This is a genomic window from Proteus hauseri ATCC 700826, assembly GCF_001654965.1.
GTDB classification, from domain to species: Bacteria; Pseudomonadota; Gammaproteobacteria; order Enterobacterales; family Enterobacteriaceae; genus Proteus; species Proteus hauseri.
Window position 1 is genome coordinate 31,002 of the sequence record NZ_LXEV01000003.1, and the last position, 23,042, is coordinate 54,043.

Sequence of the window (23,042 nt, forward strand, 5' to 3'; positions counted from 1 at the left end):
TCCCTGTTTTCTTATTGCGGAGTTTTCATGTCTGACGACGATTTTTCCCCACAAAAAATATCTTTGACCAAGTTCCAACACTCTCCTTTAACTGCGCTTGAAGAAAACAGCACCGTTGAAGTTTGCGATACGGATAAAACCCCTCTGTTTTATTGCCTTTCTAAACAAGATTATGATTCTCTGATTAGCCGCGTGATGGATGCAGAACTTGCAGCTATTGTACTTGAACGCCGCCAAAAGAAACTTGATGAACTTGATTTAGACTAATTAATATTTTTATAACGACGCTCAAACAAAAAAACACCTAATAAGGTGTTTTTTATTCTCAATAAAAAATGAGCGACTGCAACTAACGTTTTTTCTTTTTACGGCCAGGCTGAACAAAACGTTTACGAGAATTATTTTCTGTCTCTTTCACTTTAGTTTGAGGAATATGGATCCCTAATGCTTTAGCATTACTGAGCTGTTTTTTAGGTTTATTTTGTTTCGCTTTTGGCGCTTCAGAGCTCGATTTTTCAATAGCATCAAATAACGTAATTAACTCATCATCCGTTAAGTCACGCCATTCACCAACAGGCAACCCAGACAAACTTACATTCATAATTCGAATGCGTTCTAGTTTAGTCACCTCATAACCAAAATATTCACACATCCGACGAATTTGGCGATTTAAACCTTGTACTAAAGTAATACGAAACACCATTGGTGCTTCTTTTTTTACTTTACACTTTTTGGTTTTTTGCCCCATTATCGGAACGCCGGCAGCCATTCCATGAATAAACTCATCAGTGATTGGTTTATTAACCGTGACAAGGTACTCTTTCTCGTGATCATTCCCTGCACGTAAGATTTTATTTACTAAATCTCCGTGGTTAGTCAGAAAAATAAGACCTTGAGAATCTTTATCTAAGCGACCGATAGGAAACACTCGAGTACTGTGGTTTACATAATCAACAATATTATCTTTCTCGCCATCATCAGTGGTACTCACAATACCAACAGGCTTATTTAGTGCGATTAAAACTAATTCAGAGTTATTCTCTGCCTCAATCAATCGACCATTAACTTTGACTTCATCGCCAGCAAAAACTTGATCGCCAATACTGGCGCGTTTGCCATTAATCACAACAAGCCCTTGCTCAATATAGCGATCAGCCTCGCGCCGAGAGCAAATCCCACTTTCACTGATATATTTATTAAGACGAGTAGATAAATTGGTGTCCATGCTTCCCTCCGTAAACTGCGAAATATACATCAATTGGATAGCGATAGAAACTCTATAAGATAAGCATTAAAGCATAGATTTTTTATATCCATACTTTAAGAGTAAAAAAAGGAGGTTAATAGATAAAAAAGTAATTTAATTTCAATTCATTAATGTGTGATATGACTAGCACTGCTTATTTAATGACGGCAAAACAAGATAAGTACCACTAAATACCGCGCCAACACCTTCATCACCACAAATATCAACATCCAACTTAATTCTCGCTTTACTGCCTTTTGCTAATCGCCCTAAATCACCGCTTAAGTTTTCCATATCTGCAATAGCCGCAGGACGCCCAGAGACTGGTTTTCGATAACGAATATGCGCATCCACCAGCACAATATCGCCTTGAAGTTTATGTTCTTGCATCAATAACCAAATAAGTCCCCAGCCTGTTAAGGTTGCTAAAGAAAATTGGCTTCCAGCAAAAATAGTATGGTGCGGGTTTTGATTTCCAGCCTCAGGAATGGTGGTGTAAAAACGGGTTCCTGTGTATTGCGTAATACGTAATCCCATTTTTTCACTTAATGGAATATGCTGATGCCACTGTTTTTGTAATTCAGCACACCAATCTGGCCGGTGTAAAATATCATCTAAAGACTCAATACTTTTTTTCATAAAGTAATGTTTAATGGGCGTTGTCTGTGGCCCAGTCACTAATCCACAATTCTCATACCCTAACTTTTGAAAAAAACTGACAGATTCTTCTCGTGCACTACATACAATCCGTTTTACGCCTTCTTGTCGTGCTAAAGACTCCAATGCCATAGCAACAAGCGTGCCTAATCCTTTGCCTTGTGCATCCGTTCGTACTGCCATAAAACGAATAGCACCTTCATTATCAGCATTAATATAAAGTCGCCCTATCGCAACAGGTTGCCCCTCTTCATCAACAACCATTTGGTGATGCGCAATGGTGTCATAGCCATCTTTTTCGGAGCCTTCAGGCTGATGTAATGGTTTACGAAGCATTTCCCAGCGAAAAGAGTAATAGGCTGCGAATTCAGCCTCTGTTTTTGGGGTTCGTAAATGGTACATATCTGTGCTCCTTCTCACATGACTGTCGTTAAAATTAAACCTGTAGCCAGAATGTCACGGGGCCATCATTTGTTAGAGTAATTTGCATATCCGCAGCAAATTGCCCTGTTTGTGTTTCTAAACCTTGTTGCTGACACTGTTTAATAAAATAATGATAAAGCTTTTCAGCTAATTCAGGAGGGGCTCCATTAGAAAAACCGGGACGCATACCTTTTTGTGTTTCTGCCGCAAGGGTAAATTGAGAGACAACCAATAAGCCGCCGCCTGCTTGCTGTACATTCAGATTCATTTTGTCATTTTCGTCACTGAATATACGGTAGCCACACACTTTCTCACATAATCTTTTCGCTTTTTGCTCGTTGTCTTCTTTTTCAACACCCAATAAAACTAACAAACCTTGATTAATCGCCCCGACGGTTTCACCGCCAATATCTACTTTTGCTTGTGTGACTCGCTGAATTAACGCAATCATGCTCTCTTCCTGATAAATACATGAAAAAATAAACCAATAAAAAAGGATAACAATTTCAATCTATTGTTATCCTTACGATATCATTATTCTTCCACCGAAAGGGTAAAATCATGATCTTTGAAGTAGTCTACTACTGTGTGTTTATCAATGACATGTACGCCTTTCATCCCTACAGCGATTGCCGCATCAACATTTTCTTTTATATCATCAAAGAAAACGGCATCTTGAGCGTCAACGTCTTCAGATTGTAAAACGTATTTGTAAATTTCAGGATCAGGTTTTCTCATGCCAAGATCTTGAGATAAATAAAGGAAATCAGCAGAGGCTGCAATTTCAGGATAATGTTGAGGCCAGTAGTCTTGATGTAATCGATTAGTATTTGATAGTACTACAACCCGATGTCCTTGCTCTCTTAATTTATTCATTATATCAATAACTTCTGGGCGTAGTGCAACAAAAATGGCGTGCCATCCCTCAGCAAATTGTTCAAAGCTTAAGCTAATACCTAATTCTGAACTAATTGCTTCAGCAAATTCTATATCGGTAATATTGCCGCGTTCGTGTAATTTAAAGGTTTCTCCCGCAGTAAAATTACTTTTTATGTTTGCTAATGGAACACCACTGAGCTTACCCCATACCGCGAATACCCGATTAAAATCGATATCAATAATCACATTACCCATATCAAAGATATAAAGCATAAATCCTCTCCATTGTAGAAAACTCGTTTTACTTTAATCATAAATCATCTTACTGAACAGGCTTAAACAATAAAAAAGTACAAGAATCGCTCTTAATTTTTTTGTAAAACATAAAACCAGAACAGTGATATAGGAAAAACAATATGAGATGCACAATTATTTCAAAATAAATGTTGTTCTCCATCACTGATAATAGACAGCGATAAAATAACACTTAAGTTAAAAGTTAATAAAAGAAAATAAATTGGCAATAAAAAGGAAGAGACGAAAAAGAGATAAAAAGTAGGAAAAGAACAATATATAGAGAAAGAACAATATATAAGAAAACTTATGCGGTGGTGATTATTTTCCACCGCATTCGTCTTATCACATAAAGAACTCAGGGCGCTAACGCGCCCTAAGAATTATGTTGTCTAAAACAATCAATTAGTCTTTGCTACGGTAAGCGCGACGACGATCATTTTCAGACAGATAACGTTTACGCAGACGGATAGACTGCGGAGTAACTTCAACTAACTCATCGTCATCAATAAATTCTAACGCTTGCTCTAATGTTTGTTTCAGGTGCGGAGTCAGCGTTGTCGCCTCATCCGTACCAGAAGCACGCATATTGGTCAGTTTCTTACCTGTTAAGCAGTTTACTGTTAAGTCATTAGAACGAGTATGAATACCAATGACTTGGCCTTCATAAACTTCGGCACCATGAGTAACAAATAATTTACCACGATCTTGTAAGCTATACAGAGCGTAAGCAACGGCTTTACCTTGACCATTAGAGATCATAACACCATTATTACGGCGACCAATTTCACCTGGACGAACATCATCATAATGACTGAATGTTGCATACAGTAAACCAGTACCTGATGTCATCGTCATAAATTCAGTACGGAAACCAATCAGACCACGGCTAGGGATAATGTAGTCTAAACGTACACGACCTTTACCATCTGGTTGCATATCACGCATTTCGCCTTTACGTTCACCCATCGCTTGCATCACATCACCTTGGTGCTGTTCTTCAATGTCGATAGTAACTTGTTCAAAAGGCTCTTGTTTACGACCGTCGATATCACGGAAAATAACTTTAGGGCGAGATACACCTAATTCGAAACCTTCACGACGCATATTTTCAATCAGAACTGACAGGTGAAGCTCACCACGACCTGATACACGGAATGCATCTGGATCTTCAGTTTCTTCTACGCGTAGTGCAACGTTATGAACTAACTCTTTCTTCAGACGATCTAAAATCTGACGAGAAGTTACGAATTTACCTTCACGACCACAGAAAGGTGAGGTGTTAACACAGAAATACATGCTAACTGTTGGTTCATCAACGGCTAATGCAGGCAGCGCTTCAACAGCACCTGTTTCACAAATAGTATCTGAAATATTCAGTTCACCTAAACCAGTAATTGCGATGATATCGCCTGCTTCAGCAACTTCAACTTCGATACGCTCTAAGCCAAGATGACCTAACACTTTACCGACTTTACCGTTACGGGTTTTACCTTCACTATCAATGATAGTGACTTGTTGGTTAGGTTTAACCTTACCACGCTTAATACGGCCGATACCGATAACGCCCATATAGTTGTTGTAGTCCAACTGAGAAATTTGCATCTGGAATGTACCATCCAGATCCACTTTCGGTGGCTCTACATATTTGACAATAGCTTCATATAACGGAGTCATATCTTCAGCCATGTCATTATAATCTGTTCCCGCAATACCATTTAATGCAGATGCATAAATGATAGGGAAATCAAGTTGTTCGTCGGTCGCACCAAGGTTAACGAACAGGTCAAATACCTGATCAACAACCCAGTCTGGACGCGCACCAGGGCGGTCAACTTTATTGATAACAACAATAGGTTTTAAGTTGTTAGCAAACGCTTTTTGTGTCACAAAACGAGTTTGTGGCATTGGGCCATCCATCGCGTCAACCAGCAATAGAACGCAGTCTACCATAGACATAACACGTTCTACCTCACCACCGAAATCGGCGTGTCCTGGGGTATCTACGATATTGATACGATAGTCATTCCATTTAATCGCTGTATTTTTCGCAAGAATAGTAATTCCGCGCTCTCTTTCGAGATCATTTGAATCCATCACGCGCTCAGCCAGCGTCTCACGTTCACCGAACGTACCGGACTGCTGTAGTAATTTATCGACGATAGTAGTTTTACCATGGTCAACGTGGGCGATGATGGCGATATTACGCAAGTTTTCGATCACAAAATTTGCCTCAGGCATTGTAGAAATAAGCGCGTTATTGTACACGCTTTAGACGAGAGACTAAACAAGATCACAATAATGATTGCTTAACAATATGCAATTAATTGAATTGTGATCCTTTTCACGCCTCAGAATTTAGTGGCATTACATGATTGCACCAAAATAGTGCACTCAATTAGGCTTAATTTGCACCAGTATTGTGCAATAATTAAAAAATCACATGAGGTATTCTACACTAAACTTCATGAATACAGTATATATCCCTTTTTATATAAGTTGGCATGGTTTTCGCAATAGTATTTTGGTGAGCAAAAAATTCACCAAAAAATGTGTAAGGCCACTGCACTAAATAAAACCACTCGCCAGGAGAGTTTATATGTCCCTTGAACATGTATTATCCATGATTGAAGAACATAAAGTTAGATATATTGACTTACGTTTTACTGATACCCGCGGCAAAGAACAACATCTGACTATTCCTGCCCATCAGGTTAACGATGATTTCTTTGAAGAAGGAAAAATGTTCGATGGATCTTCTATTGGCGGTTGGAAAGGCATTAACGAATCAGACATGGTACTGATGCCTGATGCTTCTACAGCAATGCTTGACCCATTTTTTCAAGATCCAACACTGATTATTCGTTGTGATGTATTAGAACCAGGCACAATGCAAGGTTATGATCGCGACCCTCGTTCAATCTCAAAACGAGCTGAAGATTACCTAAAATCAAGCGGTATCGCCGACACTGTTTTATTTGGGCCAGAACCTGAATTCTTCTTATTTGATGATATTCGTTTTAAAAATGATATTTCAGGCGCGTCATACGCTATCAATGACATTGAAGCAGCATGGAACACTAATACCAAATATGAAGATGGTAACAAAGGCCATCGTCCTATGGTAAAAGGGGGTTATTTCCCATTACCACCCGTTGATTCATCTCAAGATATTCGCTCTACCATGTGTAACATTATGGAAGAGATGGGATTAGTGGTTGAAGCTCATCACCACGAAGTCGCAACGGCAGGTCAAAACGAAGTCGCAACACGTTTTAATACCATGACCAAAAAAGCAGATGAAACCCAAATTTATAAATACGTAGTACAAAACGTTGCTCACGTATTTGGCAAAACGGCGACCTTTATGCCAAAACCACTCGTGGGTGATAACGGTTCAGGTATGCACTGCCATATGTCACTGTCTAAAAATGGAACCAATCTATTTGCGGGTGACAAATACGGCGGATTATCTGAAATGGCGCTGTACTACATTGGCGGCATTATCAAACATGCTCGCGCATTAAATGCGTTTACCAACCCGACAACCAACTCATACAAACGCTTAGTTCCGGGTTTTGAAGCGCCTGTTATGCTGGCTTACTCTGCACGTAACCGCTCAGCGTCTATTCGTATCCCAGTTGTTGCCAGCATGAAAGCGCGTCGTATTGAAGTACGTTTCCCAGATCCACTCGCGAACCCTTATCTTGCTTTTGCTGCTCAGTTAATGGCCGGTCTTGATGGCATTACCAATAAAATTCACCCAGGTGATGCTATGGATAAAAACCTCTATGACTTACCGCCAGAAGAAGCAAAAGAGATCCCAACAGTAGCGGGTTCATTAGAAGAAGCACTGAATGCATTAGATGCAGACCGTGAATTCTTAACTCATGGTGGTGTATTCACTAATGACTCAATTGATGCCTATTTAGCGCTTTTACGTACTGACGTTCAGCGTGTTCGTATGGCACCACATCCTCTTGAATTTGAAATGTATTACAGCGCTTAAACTTTTTTGCATTACATTTAATGCATTGCTGTAGATAATGATTTTTTGTTGCCGTGAAGCTATTTTGCCCATCTTCGGATGGGCACTTTTCTCCCACTTAAGGAGTCGGTCAGTTCGCTTACGCATCTGTTCATTTATAAAAAAAAAGGTAAGATGCACTAAAATGGTGCAATGGGGTATTCAATATGGAAACGGCAAACTTACCTGATAACACACTGATTTTAGACTCTTTAATCCATTCAGTGCTGGTTATCAATCAAGAATTCATTATTTGTTATGCAAACCACGCTGCGTTACAAGTTTTGGCACAAAGCCGTCGCAAATTATTTGAAACACCTTTTACCGATTTGTTTAGTTATCATTCATTTGATGCTGAACTTATGCAAGAAACCTTAGCAAACGGACAAAGTTTCACTGATAACGAAGTGATTTTGGTTATTCATAACCAATCACACACTATGTCGCTCAGTGCCCAACCTATTTCCGAGCAACATATTTTGCTGGAACTGGCGCCTATGGATAGTCAACGTCGGTTAAGCCAAGAGCAGATCCAACAAGCCCAGCAAATAGCTGCAAGGGAATTGGTTCGGGGACTGGCACATGAAATTAAAAACCCGCTAGGGGGATTGCGAGGTGCCGCACAATTACTGGCAAAATCGTTACCTGATCCCGCGCTGACGGAATATACACAAGTCATTATCGAACAAGCAGACCGTTTGCGTACACTGGTTGATAGACTGTTAGGCCCTCAGCACCCTGGTAAAAAAACACATCAAAGCATTCATCATGTTGTTGAGCGTGTAGCCCAATTAATTTCATTGGAATGCCCAGAAAATGTCACATTATTAAAAGATTACGACCCAAGCTTACCTGAACTTTCTCATTACCCGGATCAAATAGAACAAGTCCTACTCAATATTACGCGTAATGCCTTACAAGCGGTTGAAAAAACAGGCGGGACGATAATTTTACGTACTCGCACCGCGTTTCAAATCACGCTACATGGTGAGCGTCACAGACTTGTTGCACGCATCGATGTGATAGATACCGGAAGCGGTATTCCCCCACATTTACAAGATACCCTTTTCTATCCAATGGTAAGCGGAAGAGAAGACGGAAATGGCTTAGGATTATCTATCGCTCGTAATTTAGTTGATCAGCACGCAGGTAAAATTGAATTTACTAGTTGGCCGGGTAATACCGAATTTTCTATTTACCTGCCAATAAAATAGGAGATAACCAATGCAAAAAGGAAATGTATGGGTTGTTGATGATGACAGCTCAATTCGCTGGGTTCTTGAACGCGCAATTACACGAGAAGGTATGTTATGTCGTGCTTTTGAACATGCTAACGATGTACTCAAGGCGCTAAATAGCGAACAGCCTGATGTATTATTATCAGACATTCGTATGCCTGATATGGATGGTTTATCTCTACTTAAAATAATAAAAGAACAATATCCTACACTGCCCGTTATTATTATGACTGCACATTCTGATCTTGATGCCGCAGTGAATGCTTATCAACAAGGTGCTTTTGATTACTTACCAAAACCTTTTGATATCGATGAAACGCTTGCACTAATAGAGAGAGCAATCACACACTATCGAGAGCAAAAGCAGCCGAATAATGCTGAAAATATACTTCAATCTGTTTCTGATATGATTGGCGAAGCCCCTGCAATGCAAGAAGTTTATCGTATTATCGGTCGACTTTCTCGCTCATCTATTAGTGTGCTAATTAATGGAGAATCGGGTACAGGTAAAGAGCTTGTTGCTCACGCACTGCATCGTCATAGCCCTCGTGCTTTGGCTCCTTTTATTGCCCTAAATATGGCAGCGATCCCCAAAGATTTAATTGAATCTGAACTCTTTGGTCATGAAAAAGGTGCGTTTACTGGTGCTTCTCAAGTACGCCAAGGCCGTTTTGAACAAGCCAATGGTGGTTCTCTTTTTCTGGATGAAATTGGTGATATGCCATTAGATATCCAAACTCGTTTATTACGCGTATTGGCTGAAGGGCAATTTTATCGAGTTGGAGGCTATGCCCCTGTTAAAGTGGATGTCCGAATTATTGCAGCAACCCATCAGGATTTAGAAAAACGAGTGAATGAAGGCGATTTTCGTGAAGATCTCTACCATCGCCTAAATGTGATTCGTATCCAATTACCACCTCTTCGCGATAGAACAGAAGATATTCCTAGTTTAGCGCGCTACTTTCTGCAAAAAACGGCAAAAGAGCTGGGTGTTGAAACCAAATCTCTGCATGAACAAAGCTTAAAAACCATGATGGAATACGTTTGGTCTGGAAACGTAAGACAACTCGAAAATGTGTGTCGTTGGCTGACGGTTATGACTGCAAGCCAAGAAATCATGCCACAAGATTTACCGTCTGAGATCCGTTTAGCAGATGAGAAAGCAAAAAATATTAATCGGCTTACATCTCAACATTGGTCGCAGCATCTCTCTTTATGGGCAGATGAAGCTTTAGGTGAAGGCAAAGAAAATATTCTTAATGATGCACTGCCACAATTTGAACGCACGCTATTATTAAGCGCCCTTGCTTATACACAAGGCCATAAACAAGACGCAGCGCGGCTGTTAGGTTGGGGTAGAAATACGCTAACACGCAAACTTAAAGAATTGGGTATAGAGGATTATTAACCCTCCATACCTTAATGAATTAGATCACGCGCGAAAATTGACGCTGACGCATTTGATTACGCAAATAAGTATCAAAGCACATACAAATATTGCGAATCAGTAAACGTCCTCTTGGCGTAACTTGAATATGACTATTTGTAATTTCGATTAAACCATCGTTTTCCATTGGTACAAGCAATTCTAAATCTTCTTTAAAATAATCTTTGAAAACAATATTATAAGATTTTTCAATCTCCATAAAATGGAGACTAAAATTACAAATAAGTGTTTTAATAACATCACGGCGAATACAATCATCGTTAGTTAAAGAAAGTCCACGCCATAAGGCATTTCCTTCATTATTCACACGCGCATAATAGTCCTTTAGAACTTTTTCATTCTGCGCATAGTTATCGCCTAACATACTAATCGCGGAAACACCCATACCTAATAAATCGCACTCTTCATGAGTGGTATACCCTTGAAAATTTCGATGTAAAATACCGTTACGTTGAGCAATAGCCAGTTCATCATCAGGTTTAGCAAAGTGATCCATCCCGATAAATTGATAGCCATTTGTCGTCAATGTTGAAATAGTTTCTTGCAAAATATCGAGTTTTTCTTCTGCTAAAGGAAGGTCTTCATCTTTTATTTTTCGTTGGGCTGCAAATAAATTGGGTAGGTGTGCATAATTGAACACACTTAAACGGTCTGGCGATAACTCAATAACGCGTTTTAGTGTAAAAGCGAAACTCTCTTTAGTTTGCTTTGGTAAACCATAAATTAAATCGATACTGGTTGAATGAAATCCAACTTCGCGAGCTCGTTCAATAAGCGAAAAAATAAAAGCTTCGTCTTGTTCACGATTAACTTTTTGCTGTACTTCTTTATTGAAATCTTGCACACCCATGCTTAAGCGATTGAAACCTTCATTACGTAAATGATCGATAACATCTAATTCAATCTCACGTGGATCTATTTCTATCGAAAGCTCAGCATCTTCTACAAAATGAAAATACTTACGTAATAAAGCAACTAATCGGCTGATCTGTTTTTTATCAAGGAATGTAGGCGTTCCACCACCCCAATGCATTTGGGTTACACATCTATCTTGAAAATAAGTTGCTCTATTAATTATTTCTTTTTCTAGCACATCAAGATATTCATCTGCTTTATGTTTATGCCGAGTAATGATTTTATTGCAACCACAGAAGTAGCACAGCTTATGGCAGAAAGGAATATGAATATAGAGTGATAACGGGCGCTCAGGATAACGTTGAGTCGCTTTAATAAAATCAGCATCACCGTATTGTTGATTAAATTCCAGTGCTGTTGGATATGATGTGTAGCGAGGACCTGAATAGTTATACTTATGGATCAGGTCAAGATCCCAAATAATTGTTTGCTCTGACATGCCTCTACCTTCCAAAAGTGAACTGCTGGTGTGTCATACCAGCAAACAGATATTATTAACATCTGAAATAGTAGTGTAACCAATAAATGATTGGCTGAATATGAAAGAAAGATCTGATAAAAACAAAGGTATCTCTCTTTTTATAGCGATGCTAATCAACGCACTCACTGGATGTGACATAAATCACATTATAATAAAATAATCTTATTTTTTAAAAAAATTTGTTAATAAATTAAGTTTATTCAATATGTTAGTCGTTTATTCTAATTAGATAATTTCTTATGACTATTTTTACGCCGACTTTTTAAAAAGAAATTACTCAAAATACGATTTAAATTAATTCATTATATCGTTATCTTAATTTTATTATTCTTTTATTCTCTCATAATCCGATGATTGTAATAATAGTAACAATTATACCTTTACCTCATTTATAATATTACATACTCTAGATTCAAACATTGATTAATATCCAGTTAAGTCGTGTTTTGATTTAAATTCGAGAATCATTTAAAGAATAAAGGTCGCTATATTACATGGAAAGATAGCATCCCCCATACCTTATCTTATTCTTTTTTATATACCTCTTATTTGATCAGTCTCTTTTATACCCGATTAAGGATTATTAACCACGGAAGGATACGGACAAGCAACCAAGGATGGTTTATCTTTTCATAGCAATGCCTATTTAATTCCTTTTATACTTTTATATTTTTAAAATCAAAAAAATATTCTCTTTTATTTTGATATTTTAGAAATTCTCTATTATTTAATAACCAGTAATAAGAATAATTATTGTTTACTTATAAAAAAGACCTCGTTTATTTTAATAATATAATCGAGGCCCTTTGAATGATACTTTTATAACGAAAATTTACTTAGCATCTTTACCATAGTTAGGAGAACGTGGCCCGTATAAAATGCCATTCGCGCCACCAGCAGAAAGTAAACGAACACTCGTTATTCCTGCAATTTGATGGCTTTTATCTGCTACTGTATTCACGACTTGATTCACAACCGCAGAGACTAACATTCCCACTAAGCTGCTTGATGAAGAATCATTTTCTGTACTTGAAGCCGTTGCAGTACCACTCCAAAGCAATTCACCATTGCGCAAATCAACTAATTTAGCGCCAACAGTGACTCGAGTATCACTAGAAATAATTTGATAAGTCGTACCATATTCAGTGATATCTAAATATAACACGGCATCAGCACCAAAAATTTCACGTAACTTATTAGGGCTGACGGCTTGGATATCACCGGCTGTGGATAACCCATTGTGCTTAAATGTCTCTTCTACAACCGCAACAGGGAAAACGTAGTAACCTGCTTCCGCTAAAGGATAAGTCACTTGAGATAGGAAGCTATGCCCAGCATCAACTTCTGGCGTGTGATTTTGTGGCAATAAAACTAAAATACTTTTTGGCTTACTCTGTTTAAATGCACTGTAGTCCGTTTTCACGGGTTCAGCACAACCGGTCAATACAAAAGCAAATACCACACACATCAAGGTTAACAAGCGTCTCATTTTTGCATTCCTTTGTTTTTCATCAGGCGATCCATAAACGCTGCAGATTCAGGGTAAAGCGTTTTCTCTTCATTAAACTCTGCCATCGCTAAATCTAATGCACCTGTAGCCCCATATAACATACCTAAATGTGCATGTAATCCCGGTGGGATACCCAATGATTTAGCACGAGAAAGCTCAATACTTTTCTTCAACGCATCAATCTGAGATTGGGGGTCGCTTTCACTTTGTTGATAGTACTGATACACAACACTTTGATAACTATCCCAGTTATAAAGTGGTTTTGGAGCACTAGTACAACCTGTTAGTAGCAACACGCCCACAGCAAGACTTATCAATGATTTTGACATTTTCTATATCCTTATAAAATTAAGCGTTACTTAGACGGCTGCCAAGCATTACTTTCAATTCCTGCAACAAGATTATTTACTGCTTCACGGATAGCTAAATCGAGCACTTTACCGTTTAATGTTGAGTCATAGCTTGCTGTTCCACCAAAACCGATGATTTCACGGTTAGATAACTCATATTCACCCGCACCTTGGGAAGAGAAAACAACTTCTGAAGTGTGAACATTAACCACGTTTAAATTGACTTTTGCATAGGCTACTTGGGTTTTTCCACGACCTAAAATACCGAATAATTGACGGTCACCCACTTCTTTACGACCAAACTCAGTAACATCACCCGTAATAACGTAAGTCGCACCTTTTAATTGTTGGGTTTGACCTTTAATTCCTGCTTCTTCTTTTAACTCAGACAAGTTAGCGCGATCTAATACATTAAAGCGGCCAGTCTGTTGTAAATGAGTCATTAAAATCGTTTTGGATTGATTACCTAATCGATCAACACCATCCGAAAAAATACCATTCATATAACTTGAACGGTTATCAAACTTACCAATTGAAATAGCGCTTTTAGGCCCCGCATAAGTTGTATTATAAGTTGCAACTTTAGCGACTTCTAAAGAACGTGATGATTCCGATGCACACCCAGCAAGTAATGTTGCTGAAATGACAATCACACCTAGAGATAACTGTTTTAGTTTCATTTTAATGACCTAGTAAAGATGAAGTGGAGATCTAAATACATACTTTTTATTTATTGGTATAAAAAGCAAAATAGATAACGATGATACTTTCTGTTTTTTAATATTATTTAACATAAAAGCTATAACCCTAAAAGTTATAAGGTTAAATAAGCCAGATAACAATAATATAATGACATTGTATAACAGAGGAAATAGCTAAAGGAATAGAAAAACAATAACAAATAAATATAGGATAAAGCGAAAATCATACTCTTTATTATCTTGAAAATATACCTTAAGTCAGTTTTATTTTAACGCTGGTTTTAATAATTAAGAGTAAGAATATCCTTATAAGATAATTCATATTCTTTCTACATGCATTGCCTCATTCTTCTTTTCAATAATCTTAAAAACAAAAATAAAAAAGGAGAAATAATAAATTATTCCTCCTCTCTTTATATTTGATTTCAGAAAAAAATTATCGCGCAATTAATAATAAACATTATTAGCGTTTTTTGCCAAATGCAGCAGCTAATGCATCGCTCATTGCGCTATTGCCTGAATTACTACCTGTATTATTTATTGATGAACGACTACTTCTCGCTGGCTTTTGTCCTTTGCTTTTTGAGTTATCTGCTTTTACTGTACTTGGTGTAGCACGGCTATGACTATCAGCAGCAACTTCATCTAAACGCATCGTTAAAGCAATACGCTTACGCGCTAAATCAACTTCGAGTACTTTTACTTTGACGATATCGCCGGTTTTTACTACCGTATGAGGATCTTCAATAAATCTATCTGCTAAAGATGAAATATGAACTAAGCCATCTTGGTGAACACCAATATCCACAAATGCACCAAAATTAGTGACGTTAGTCACTGTTCCTTCAAGGATCATTCCACTAACAAGGTCATTCATCGTTTCAACACCCTCTGCAAAAGTTGCAGTTTTAAACTCAGGGCGAGGGTCGCGGCCTGGTTTTGCTAACTCTTTTAAGATGTCATTAATCGTCGGAAGACCAAATTGCTCAGTAATAAAATCTCTCGCATTAACTTGTGCTAATAGCGTGCTATTTCCCATCAGGTCAGCTATTTTTTGATTCGTTGCTTGCAGAATATTTTCTACTACAGGATAGGTTTCTGGGTGAACAGTAGAAGCATCAAGCGGATTTTTACCATCACGAATACGTAAAAAACCAGCACATTGTTCAAACGCTTTTGGTCCTAAACGTGCTACTTTTAATAGCTGTTTTCTATCGACAAAACGGCCATTTTCATCGCGCCAATTAATAATATTTTGTGCAATAGATTGGCTAAGACCTGCAACTCTGGTTAATAGCGGTACTGATGCCGTATTTAAATCAACACCAACGCCATTAACACAGTCCTCAACCACAGTATCAAGCTTTCTTGCTAACAGGGTTTGGCTAACATCATGCTGGTATTGACCCACACCAATAGATTTAGGATCAATTTTAACTAATTCAGCTAACGGATCTTGTAAACGGCGAGCAATAGAAACTGCACCACGAATTGATACATCTAAATCAGGAAATTCATTAGCCGCAAGTTCAGATGCAGAATAAACAGAAGCACCCGCTTCGCTAACAATCACTTTTTGCGCTTTTATCTCAGGGTAACGTTTTACTGTTTCAGCAAAGAAACGTTCTGTTTCACGAGATGCTGTACCATTTCCTATCGCAACAAGTTCCACATTATGCTTTATACACAGTGCTGCAACACTTGCCGCTGCTTTATCAGTTTGTCCTGTATGAGGATAAATTGTATCAATTGCAATAAGTTTACCGGTGTTATCAACCACCGCAACTTTTACCCCAGTACGCAAACCAGGATCAAGTCCCATGGTTGTGCGCATTCCAGCAGGTGCCGCCATTAATAAATCATTTAAATTACGGGCAAAAACATTAATTGCTTCTTCTTCTGCCTTTTCACGCAACTGCCCCATAAGCTCCGTTTCGATATGCATTAATACTTTAATACGCCAAGTCCAACTAACAACGGCTTTACGCCAGCTATCAGCAGGTTGGTTATTTAAACGTAGACCTAAGTGCTCTGTAATGAGTTGCTCGCCATAGCTCTCTTTTGGCGCTTCTTCAAATTGAGGGTCTGGATTAAGTGATAATTGAAGAATGCCTTCATTACGACCGCGAAACATAGCTAATGCGCGATGAGAAGGTACATTAGCAATAGGCTCATGATGATCAAAATAATCACTAAATTTAGCGCCTTCCGCTTCTTTCCCATCAATCACTTTGGCCACAAGATGTGCATTTTTCCATAAATATTGACGTACTTTTGCCAATAATCCAGCATCTTCAGCAAAGCGTTCCATTAAAATATAACGCGCACCATCAAGGGCTGATTTTGTATCATTAATCCCTTTCTCTGCATCTATATAAGCGCTAGCCGCTTCTTCTGGCGAGTTTTGTGGTTCATTCCACAATAAATCGGCTAATGGCTCTAAACCATTTTCTATCGCGATTTGCCCACGGGTGCGTCTTTTAGGTTTATAAGGAAGATAGAGATCTTCAAGTTCAGTTTTACTTTGGGTCTCATTGATTGAAGATAATAATTCTGGTGTTAATTTACCCTGTTCTTCAATCGATTTTAAAATAGTTTGGCGACGATCATTGAGTTCCCGTAAGTAACTCAGGCGGGTTTCCAATTGACGTAGCTGAGTGTCATCTAACCCTTCCGTCACCTCTTTTCGGTAACGGGCAATAAACGGCACCGTATTCCCTTCATCCAGTAACGTAATGGCCGAAAGTACTTGCTGAGGCTTAACTGTCAGCTCTTGAGCAATAATTCGGCTTAATGATTCATTCATAATATATTTTACCTACCGAGAGGAGTGGTTAAAAAAGATGGCTATTATACACGCTGAACACCAGAAAAATTCTGCTTATTGCAAATCAACCTCAACAATTATGAGGAAAATAACAGATTATTTTATCATTCACGCTATAGTATCTTTATAAAATTCAATGTTGATGATAATTTTTATCTGTAATGGCAAAAAGTAACTATATTACCCGTGATGGCTGGCATGCTTTAGACAAAGAGCTAAAATATCTTTGGAAAGTAGAGCGCCCGATAGTCACACAATCCGTTTCAGAAGCAGCGGCACAAGGTGACCGTTCAGAAAATGCTGAATATATTTATGGAAAAAAGCGACTACGTGAAATAGATAGACGGGTTCGTTTTTTATCTAAACGTCTTGATGAGCTGAAAATTGTTGACCCAGATCCTCGCCAAGAAGGCAAAGTCTATTTTGGTGCCTGGGTAACCCTTGAAGATGATGACGAGAACGTCAAAACCTTTAGACTAGTAGGGCCTGACGAGTTTGATCCGTCAAAACAGTGGATTTCAATTGATTCTCCCGTTGCCAGAGCACTTATTGGTAAAAAGGTTGATGACGAAATTAGTGTTCAAACACCGGGTGGTGAGGTTAACTACCACATATTATCTATCAAATATCATTCGGAATAAGATAAATAAAAAGTTGTTTTGTCTTTAAATTAATGGCAAGACAAGTTTTCTCTGTAAATCATTAACGTTTATTCTTTGTTTTTGGTTTAATATTCTTATCAATGATAGAATTCGCTAATAAGAGCATTTGCACTTCGGGGGCTTAAAAAATGCAAGAAAGTTACAAAGTTTTAATCGTGGATGACGATTTGCGTTTACGTTCACTATTAGAGCGCTATTTAACAGAGCAAGGTTTTCAAATCCGTACTGCTGCAAACGCCGATCAAATGGATCGTCTATTAACTCGCGAATCTATCCACCTTATCGTACTTGATTTAATGCTTCCAGGTGAAGATGGATTATCTATTTGCCGCCGGTTGCGCAGCCAAAATAACCCAATCCCTATTATTATGGTTACTGCTAAAGGGGAAGAGGTTGATAGAATTGTTGGGCTAGAAATCGGGGCTGATGATTATATATCCAAACCGTTTAACCCAAGAGAATTACTTGCTCGTATTCGTGCGGTGCTTCGTCGCCAAGCTAACGAATTACCCGGCGCACCATCTCAAGATAACGCCATTATTTCTTTCGGTAAATTTAAGCTGAATTTAGGTACACGTGAAATGTTCCACGAAGAAGAGCATATGCCTCTGACCAGTGGTGAGTTTGCAGTACTTAAAGTGTTGGTATCTCACCCTCGTGAGCCACTGTCACGAGACAAACTCATGAGCCTAGCTCGTGGTCGTGAATACAGCGCAATGGAACGCTCTATCGACGTTCAAATTTCGCGTTTACGCCGCATGATTGAAGAAGATCCAACTCATCCACGTTATATTCAAACGGTTTGGGGGCTAGGCTACGTATTTGTGCCAGATGGAACCAGCGTGCAATGAGAAGGCTGAGGCTTTCACCACACAATAAGCTAACGCGTTCTCTGTTTCTGGTTATCTCACTACTTTTTTTTAGTTTGATAGCCAGTTACCTTGTTGTACAGCATCTTATTGTGGGTCCAAGCCTACAGCAATTTAATAAAGTATTAGCTTATGAGATACGAACTTTCATCCCCGAGGAGCTCATTTTAGTTGATGGCACTCCGCTTAAAATTTCCCCAGCTCTGCGTAATAAAATCTACAATGAATTAGGTATTTCCTTTTTTGATAAAAAAACAGCATTAAAAGAAGGGCTTCATTGGGCGAAAGAAGATGATGAGCTTAGCCAACAGATGTCTGAATACCTTAATGGTGAAACCGTAATTTGGATTGAGAGCACACTGGAATATCCTGTTTTATGGATTAACACCTATATTTCACCTTCTTTATGGATCCGGGTTCCACTCACTGAATTAGGGCAAAATTTCTTACTGCCAGTTTATCGCCAAGCAATTATTTTTATTATTATTGTTATTGCCTTTTTCTGGTTATATAACCGTTTTCAAAATCGCCCATTAAACGAAGTGGAATATGCAGCTCGTCGTATTGGTAAAGGCGTTATTCCTCCCCCTATCCCAGAATCAGGTTCATCAGAGATGCGTTCGATCATTCGAGCATTTAATCAAATGTCATCAGGTATTCGCTCTTTAGATAATGATCGAACCTTAGTTATGGCCGGTGTCAGTCACGATTTGCGAACACCTTTAACACGAATTCGTCTGGCAACTGAAATGATGAGCTCAGAAGATAGCTATCTTGCTGATTCTATTAATAAAGATATTGAAGACTGTGACGCCATTATTGGACGATTTTTAGACTATATACGCACAGGAAAAGAGATGTCATTAGAACTGTGCGACATGAACTGTTTATTACAAGAAGTTCTCTGTGCTGAATCTAACTCTGGCAAAATTAGCGAAGAACATCTTTATCCTTATCCTATTAATATTACGGCGAATCCCATCGCGGTGAAACGCGCACTCGCCAATATGATTGTGAATGCGACTCGTTACGGCAATGGTTGGATAAGTGTTTCTAGCGGTAAAAATGAAGAGTTTGCATGGTTTCAAGTAGAAGACGATGGCCCCGGTATTCCATTAGAAGATAGACAGCGGTTATTTCAACCTTTTGTTCAAGGTGAACAAGCAAGAAGTACGACGGGAGCAGGTTTAGGGCTTTCGATTATTCGCCGTATTATGGATGCTCATGGTGGTTATGTTGAACTTGATGATAGCGTCAAGGGCGGGTTATTAATCAGAGCAAACTTCCCATTAAAAGAACGTGAAGATGACGATGATTAAACATCATTACTAATCTCATTTTTCTCTATTTATTATTTTTTCCCGCAATTCCTCACTATTTTTCATCATTTTTTCTCATTGTCATAAAACTGTCACAATTAAGACATTTAATTGTCATCTAACTGACCTATTGTCTGTGCGTACCGAAACCGAAGTTGATAGATGTCGAAGTTATTCTACCTATCCCACAGGAGGGATTATGAAACTGATGCGTACCACCCTGACTAGTGTCATTGCCGCTGCGTTTTCAATGACCGCTCTTTCTGCACAGGCAACGACCTCGCTGACTGGTGCTGGCGCAACGTTCCCTGCCCCAGTTTATGCTAAATGGGCAGATTCCTATCAAAAAGAAACAGGTAACAAAATTAACTATCAGGGCATTGGTTCCTCTGGTGGTGTAAAACAAATTCTTGCCAACACTGTTGATTTTGGTGCTTCAGATGCGCCATTAACAGATGAAAAATTAAAAGCTGATGGCTTGTTCCAATTTCCAACCGTTATTGGTGGCGTTGTACTTGCAGTTAACATCCCAGGCATTAAATCCGGTGAATTAACCTTAGATGGTGAAACTGTTGGTAATATCTACTTGGGTAAAATCCAAAAATGGAATGACCCCGCTATCACTAAGCTCAATCCTAACGTTAAACTACCTGACCAAAATATCGCCGTTATCCGTCGTGCTGATGGTTCAGGAACTTCATTCGTTTTCACTAGCTACTTAGCAAAAGTAAATAGCACATGGAAAGATGAAGTCGGCGCAGGTTCTACTGTGAAATGGCCAACAGGTTTAGGTGGAAAAGGTAACGATGGCATTGCGGCTTTTGTTCAGCGTGTACCGGGTTCTATCGGATATGTTGAATATGCGTACGCAAAACAAAATAGCCTTGCTTATACTAAATTGGTGACTGCTGATGGTGAAATTATCTCACCAACTGCGGATAGCTTTAGTGCAGCAGCAAGAAAAATTGATTGGAGTAAAAGCTTTGCACAAGACCTGACTAACCAGAAAGGTGAGAATGCATGGCCAATTACTTCAACCACCTTTATTTTAGTGCACCAAACTCAGAAAGATGCAGTAAAAGGAAAAGAAGTGCTGAACTTCTTCAACTGGGCTTACGATAAGGGTAATCAGGAAGCGAAAAACCTCGATTACGCAGTATTGCCAACAGAAGTTGTAGAACAAATTCGCGCAGCATGGAAAACCAGTATCAAAGACAGTAATGGTCAGCCAATTTACTAATAACACGGCAACCATTGAGAGATAAGTTAACGTTCACCCCCTGCTAAAACAGGGGGTACTAAATAAAAGAGGCTTTATGGCCGAGCACACAACGGTAATAAAGGCCCCTAGTAAACGAGGGGACGTTATTTTCAGCGCACTAGTCCGACTAGCTGCGTTGATTACGCTTTTGCTTTTAACAGGTATCATTGTTTCACTGATTTTTGCTTCATGGCCAAGTATTCAACAATTCGGCCTTTCCTTCTTATGGACAAAAGAGTGGGATCCACCGGCACAAGAATTTGGTGCTTTAGTTCCTATTTACGGCACCATTATCACCTCAATAATTGCACTCGTTATTGCAGTTCCGGTGAGCTTTGGTATTGCACTCTTTTTAACAGAACTAGCACCTAATTGGTTAAAACGCCCGTTAGGGATAGCCATTGAGCTGTTAGCGGCTATTCCAAGTATTGTTTATGGTATGTGGGGACTTTTTGTCTTTGCACCACTATTTGCAACCTACTTTCAAGAACCCGTTGGTAATGTGTTATCTACAATTCCTATTGTTGGTGAATTGTTCTCTGGCCCAGCCTTCGGTATTGGTATTTTGGCTGCCGGTGTTATTTTGGCCATCATGATCATTCCTTATATCGCCTCTGTTATGCGTGATGTGTTTGAACAAACACCGACCATGATGAAAGAATCCGCTTACGGTATTGGTTGCACAACATGGGAAGTTATCTGGAATATCGTTCTACCTTACACTCGTAATGGGGTAATAGGTGGCGTAATGCTAGGTTTAGGTCGAGCATTAGGGGAAACGATGGCAGTGACCTTTATCATCGGTAATACCTACCAATTAGATTCCGTATCTCTGTTTATGCCGGGTAACAGTATCACCTCTGCATTAGCAAACGAATTTGCAGAAGCAGAAACCGGATTACATACTGCGGCGTTAATGGAATTGGGTCTTATCCTGTTTGTCATTACGTTTATTGTGTTAGCGATATCTAAATTTATGACACTACGTTTATCTAAAAATGAAGGAGCGCGTTGATATGTCTAGAACATCACCTGCTTCATTACAGAGTCAAACAGAAGGCCAATTACGTACACGCCATAAACGCCAGCTATGGCGTCGTCAGAAAAACCGTATTGCACTATTTCTTTCTGTTTCAACAATGGCATTTGGCCTTTTTTGGCTAGTTTGGATCCTATTTTCTACGGTAACCAAAGGTTTTGATGGCATGTCGCTGGCTCTGTTTACAGAGATGACACCACCACCAAATACAGAAGGTGGCGGTCTTGCAAATGCGATAGTAGGTAGTGGCCTATTAATTTTATGGGCAACGGTTATCGGAACACCATTAGGTATTCTTGCAGGTATCTATCTTGCAGAATATGGTCGCCGGTCGTGGCTAGCAGAAGTCACACGATTTATTAATGATATTTTGCTGTCAGCACCTTCGATAGTGGTCGGCTTATTTGTTTACACCATCGTTGTCGCACAAATGCAGCACTTTTCAGGTTGGGCCGGTATTGTGGCATTAGCACTATTACAAATACCTATTGTTATCCGTACCACTGAAAACATGTTGAAATTGGTTCCTGATAGCTTACGTGAAGCCGCTTACGCTTTAGGTACACCTAAGTGGAAGATGATCTTAAAGATCACCTTAAAAGCATCGGTGTCGGGCATTATTACAGGGGTTTTATTAGCGATAGCTCGTATAGCTGGCGAAACAGCACCTCTATTATTTACTTCACTATCAAACCAATTCTGGAGCACAGATTTAAACGAACCGATAGCCAACTTACCAGTGACTATCTTTAAGTTCGCCATGAGTCCATTTGCGGAGTGGCAACAACTTGCCTGGGCTGGCGTATTACTTATCACCCTCTGTGTTCTATTTATCAATATTATTGCGCGCGTGCTGTTTGCTAAAAACAAGCATGGTTAACGCCAAAGCTAAGTAAG

20 protein-coding genes are annotated in these 23,042 nt (G+C 39.0%); 10 read left to right on the plus strand and 10 right to left on the minus strand.

Going from position 1 to position 23,042, the window contains the following annotated elements; all coding sequences use genetic code 11:
- Nucleotides 1-27: 27 nt before the first annotated feature.
- A complete protein-coding gene (locus M997_RS00510) occupies nucleotides 28-267 on the plus strand; it encodes a hypothetical protein (RefSeq protein ID WP_064718170.1) in 240 nt (79 codons plus the stop codon).
- An 82-nt stretch (nucleotides 268-349) separates the two neighbouring features.
- Here the strand turns inward: M997_RS00510 and rluF are convergent, their stop codons facing one another.
- The 5 genes from rluF to typA form a co-directional block, all read right to left on the minus strand.
- Complete coding sequence (gene rluF, locus M997_RS00515) at nucleotides 350-1,225, minus strand: 23S rRNA pseudouridine(2604) synthase RluF (protein WP_064718171.1); 876 nt, start codon at nucleotides 1,223-1,225, stop codon at nucleotides 350-352.
- A 165-nt stretch (nucleotides 1,226-1,390) separates the two neighbouring features.
- A complete protein-coding gene (gene fabY, locus M997_RS00520; RefSeq protein ID WP_064718172.1) occupies nucleotides 1,391-2,305 on the minus strand; it encodes a fatty acid biosynthesis protein FabY in 915 nt (304 codons plus the stop codon).
- 34 nt (nucleotides 2,306-2,339) lie between these two features.
- Entirely contained in the window at nucleotides 2,340-2,777 is a 438-nt protein-coding gene (gene dtd, locus M997_RS00525) for a D-aminoacyl-tRNA deacylase (RefSeq protein WP_064718173.1), read from the minus strand.
- A gap of 83 nt (nucleotides 2,778-2,860) precedes the next feature.
- Nucleotides 2,861-3,478 carry a glucose-1-phosphatase gene (gene yihX / locus M997_RS00530; protein WP_064718174.1) on the minus strand — a complete coding sequence of 206 codons (618 nt, stop codon included), beginning with the start codon at nucleotides 3,476-3,478 and terminating at the stop codon, nucleotides 2,861-2,863.
- Nucleotides 3,479-3,904: 426 nt separating this feature from the next.
- Nucleotides 3,905-5,740, minus strand: coding sequence for a ribosome-dependent GTPase TypA (typA, locus tag M997_RS00535; RefSeq protein WP_064718175.1), 1,836 nt, complete (start codon nucleotides 5,738-5,740; stop codon nucleotides 3,905-3,907).
- A gap of 358 nt (nucleotides 5,741-6,098) precedes the next feature.
- Between typA and glnA the strand changes: the two genes are divergently transcribed.
- From glnA to glnG, 3 genes are all read left to right on the plus strand, one after another.
- A complete protein-coding gene (gene glnA / locus M997_RS00540; protein ID WP_064718176.1) occupies nucleotides 6,099-7,508 on the plus strand; it encodes a glutamate--ammonia ligase in 1,410 nt (469 codons plus the stop codon).
- Between the two features lie 185 nt (nucleotides 7,509-7,693).
- Entirely contained in the window at nucleotides 7,694-8,740 is a 1,047-nt protein-coding gene (glnL, locus tag M997_RS00545; protein WP_064718177.1) for a nitrogen regulation protein NR(II), read from the plus strand.
- 10 nt (nucleotides 8,741-8,750) lie between these two features.
- Entirely contained in the window at nucleotides 8,751-10,172 is a 1,422-nt protein-coding gene (gene glnG / locus M997_RS00550; protein WP_064718178.1) for a nitrogen regulation protein NR(I), read from the plus strand.
- Between the two features lie 19 nt (nucleotides 10,173-10,191).
- Here the strand turns inward: glnG and hemN are convergent, their stop codons facing one another.
- The 5 genes from hemN to M997_RS00575 form a co-directional block, all read right to left on the minus strand.
- The gene (hemN, locus tag M997_RS00555; protein WP_064718179.1) at nucleotides 10,192-11,565 is read right to left on the minus strand and encodes an oxygen-independent coproporphyrinogen III oxidase; all 1,374 of its coding nucleotides are present in this window, start codon (nucleotides 11,563-11,565) and stop codon (nucleotides 10,192-10,194) included.
- Nucleotides 11,566-12,439: 874 nt separating this feature from the next.
- Complete coding sequence (locus M997_RS00560) at nucleotides 12,440-13,096, minus strand: DUF799 domain-containing protein (protein WP_064718180.1); 657 nt, start codon at nucleotides 13,094-13,096, stop codon at nucleotides 12,440-12,442.
- Nucleotides 13,093-13,446: a DUF4810 domain-containing protein gene (locus tag M997_RS00565; RefSeq protein WP_064718181.1), complete on the minus strand. Its 354-nt coding sequence runs from the start codon at nucleotides 13,444-13,446 to the stop codon at nucleotides 13,093-13,095. The genes M997_RS00560 and M997_RS00565 overlap by 4 nt, the downstream gene beginning before the upstream one ends.
- 26 nt (nucleotides 13,447-13,472) lie before the next feature.
- Nucleotides 13,473-14,147: a CsgG/HfaB family protein gene (locus tag M997_RS00570; protein ID WP_064718182.1), complete on the minus strand. Its 675-nt coding sequence runs from the start codon at nucleotides 14,145-14,147 to the stop codon at nucleotides 13,473-13,475.
- A 484-nt stretch (nucleotides 14,148-14,631) separates the two neighbouring features.
- Nucleotides 14,632-16,974: a Tex family protein gene (locus M997_RS00575; protein ID WP_064718183.1), complete on the minus strand. Its 2,343-nt coding sequence runs from the start codon at nucleotides 16,972-16,974 to the stop codon at nucleotides 14,632-14,634.
- 182 nt (nucleotides 16,975-17,156) lie between these two features.
- Between M997_RS00575 and greB the strand changes: the two genes are divergently transcribed.
- The 6 genes from greB (at nucleotide 17,157) to pstA (ending at nucleotide 23,025) form a co-directional block, all read left to right on the plus strand.
- Complete coding sequence (gene greB / locus M997_RS00580; protein WP_064718184.1) at nucleotides 17,157-17,636, plus strand: transcription elongation factor GreB; 480 nt, start codon at nucleotides 17,157-17,159, stop codon at nucleotides 17,634-17,636.
- Nucleotides 17,637-17,785: 149 nt separating this feature from the next.
- Complete coding sequence (gene ompR, locus M997_RS00585; RefSeq protein WP_023583230.1) at nucleotides 17,786-18,508, plus strand: osmolarity response regulator transcription factor OmpR; 723 nt, start codon at nucleotides 17,786-17,788, stop codon at nucleotides 18,506-18,508.
- Nucleotides 18,505-19,845, plus strand: coding sequence for a two-component system sensor histidine kinase EnvZ (gene envZ, locus M997_RS00590; RefSeq protein ID WP_064718185.1), 1,341 nt, complete (start codon nucleotides 18,505-18,507; stop codon nucleotides 19,843-19,845). Before ompR ends, envZ begins: the two co-directional genes overlap by 4 nt.
- Nucleotides 19,846-20,044: 199 nt before the next feature.
- Nucleotides 20,045-21,085: a phosphate ABC transporter substrate-binding protein PstS gene (pstS, locus tag M997_RS00595; RefSeq protein WP_064718186.1), complete on the plus strand. Its 1,041-nt coding sequence runs from the start codon at nucleotides 20,045-20,047 to the stop codon at nucleotides 21,083-21,085.
- 76 nt (nucleotides 21,086-21,161) lie between these two features.
- A complete protein-coding gene (pstC, locus tag M997_RS00600) occupies nucleotides 21,162-22,121 on the plus strand; it encodes a phosphate ABC transporter permease PstC (RefSeq protein WP_064718187.1) in 960 nt (319 codons plus the stop codon).
- 1 nt (nucleotide 22,122) lies between these two features.
- Nucleotides 22,123-23,025: a phosphate ABC transporter permease PstA gene (gene pstA, locus M997_RS00605; RefSeq protein ID WP_064718188.1), complete on the plus strand. Its 903-nt coding sequence runs from the start codon at nucleotides 22,123-22,125 to the stop codon at nucleotides 23,023-23,025.
- Nucleotides 23,026-23,042 lie beyond the last annotated feature (17 nt).

Excerpts from the sequence above, each read along its gene's own strand:
- glnL (WP_064718177.1), top strand. The coding sequence starts at position 7,694 with ATGGAAACGGCAAACTTACCTGATAACACACTGATTTTAGACTCTTTA.
- M997_RS00575 (WP_064718183.1), bottom strand. The coding sequence starts at position 16,974 with ATGAATGAATCATTAAGCCGAATTATTGCTCAAGAGCTGACAGTTAAG.
- greB (WP_064718184.1), top strand. The coding sequence starts at position 17,157 with ATGGCAAAAAGTAACTATATTACCCGTGATGGCTGGCATGCTTTAGAC.
- M997_RS00510 (WP_064718170.1), top strand. The coding sequence starts at position 28 with ATGTCTGACGACGATTTTTCCCCACAAAAAATATCTTTGACCAAGTTC.
- rluF (WP_064718171.1), bottom strand. The coding sequence starts at position 1,225 with ATGGACACCAATTTATCTACTCGTCTTAATAAATATATCAGTGAAAGT.
- pstA (WP_064718188.1), top strand. The coding sequence starts at position 22,123 with ATGTCTAGAACATCACCTGCTTCATTACAGAGTCAAACAGAAGGCCAA.
- glnA (WP_064718176.1), top strand. The coding sequence starts at position 6,099 with ATGTCCCTTGAACATGTATTATCCATGATTGAAGAACATAAAGTTAGA.
- pstS (WP_064718186.1), top strand. The coding sequence starts at position 20,045 with ATGAAACTGATGCGTACCACCCTGACTAGTGTCATTGCCGCTGCGTTT.
- typA (WP_064718175.1), bottom strand. The coding sequence starts at position 5,740 with ATGCCTGAGGCAAATTTTGTGATCGAAAACTTGCGTAATATCGCCATC.
- M997_RS00565 (WP_064718181.1), bottom strand. The coding sequence starts at position 13,446 with ATGTCAAAATCATTGATAAGTCTTGCTGTGGGCGTGTTGCTACTAACA.
- glnG (WP_064718178.1), top strand. The coding sequence starts at position 8,751 with ATGCAAAAAGGAAATGTATGGGTTGTTGATGATGACAGCTCAATTCGC.
- M997_RS00560 (WP_064718180.1), bottom strand. The coding sequence starts at position 13,096 with ATGAGACGCTTGTTAACCTTGATGTGTGTGGTATTTGCTTTTGTATTG.
- M997_RS00570 (WP_064718182.1), bottom strand. The coding sequence starts at position 14,147 with ATGAAACTAAAACAGTTATCTCTAGGTGTGATTGTCATTTCAGCAACA.
- yihX (WP_064718174.1), bottom strand. The coding sequence starts at position 3,478 with ATGCTTTATATCTTTGATATGGGTAATGTGATTATTGATATCGATTTT.
- hemN (WP_064718179.1), bottom strand. The coding sequence starts at position 11,565 with ATGTCAGAGCAAACAATTATTTGGGATCTTGACCTGATCCATAAGTAT.
- ompR (WP_023583230.1), top strand. The coding sequence starts at position 17,786 with ATGCAAGAAAGTTACAAAGTTTTAATCGTGGATGACGATTTGCGTTTA.
- envZ (WP_064718185.1), top strand. The coding sequence starts at position 18,505 with ATGAGAAGGCTGAGGCTTTCACCACACAATAAGCTAACGCGTTCTCTG.
- fabY (WP_064718172.1), bottom strand. The coding sequence starts at position 2,305 with ATGTACCATTTACGAACCCCAAAAACAGAGGCTGAATTCGCAGCCTAT.
- dtd (WP_064718173.1), bottom strand. The coding sequence starts at position 2,777 with ATGATTGCGTTAATTCAGCGAGTCACACAAGCAAAAGTAGATATTGGC.
- pstC (WP_064718187.1), top strand. The coding sequence starts at position 21,162 with ATGGCCGAGCACACAACGGTAATAAAGGCCCCTAGTAAACGAGGGGAC.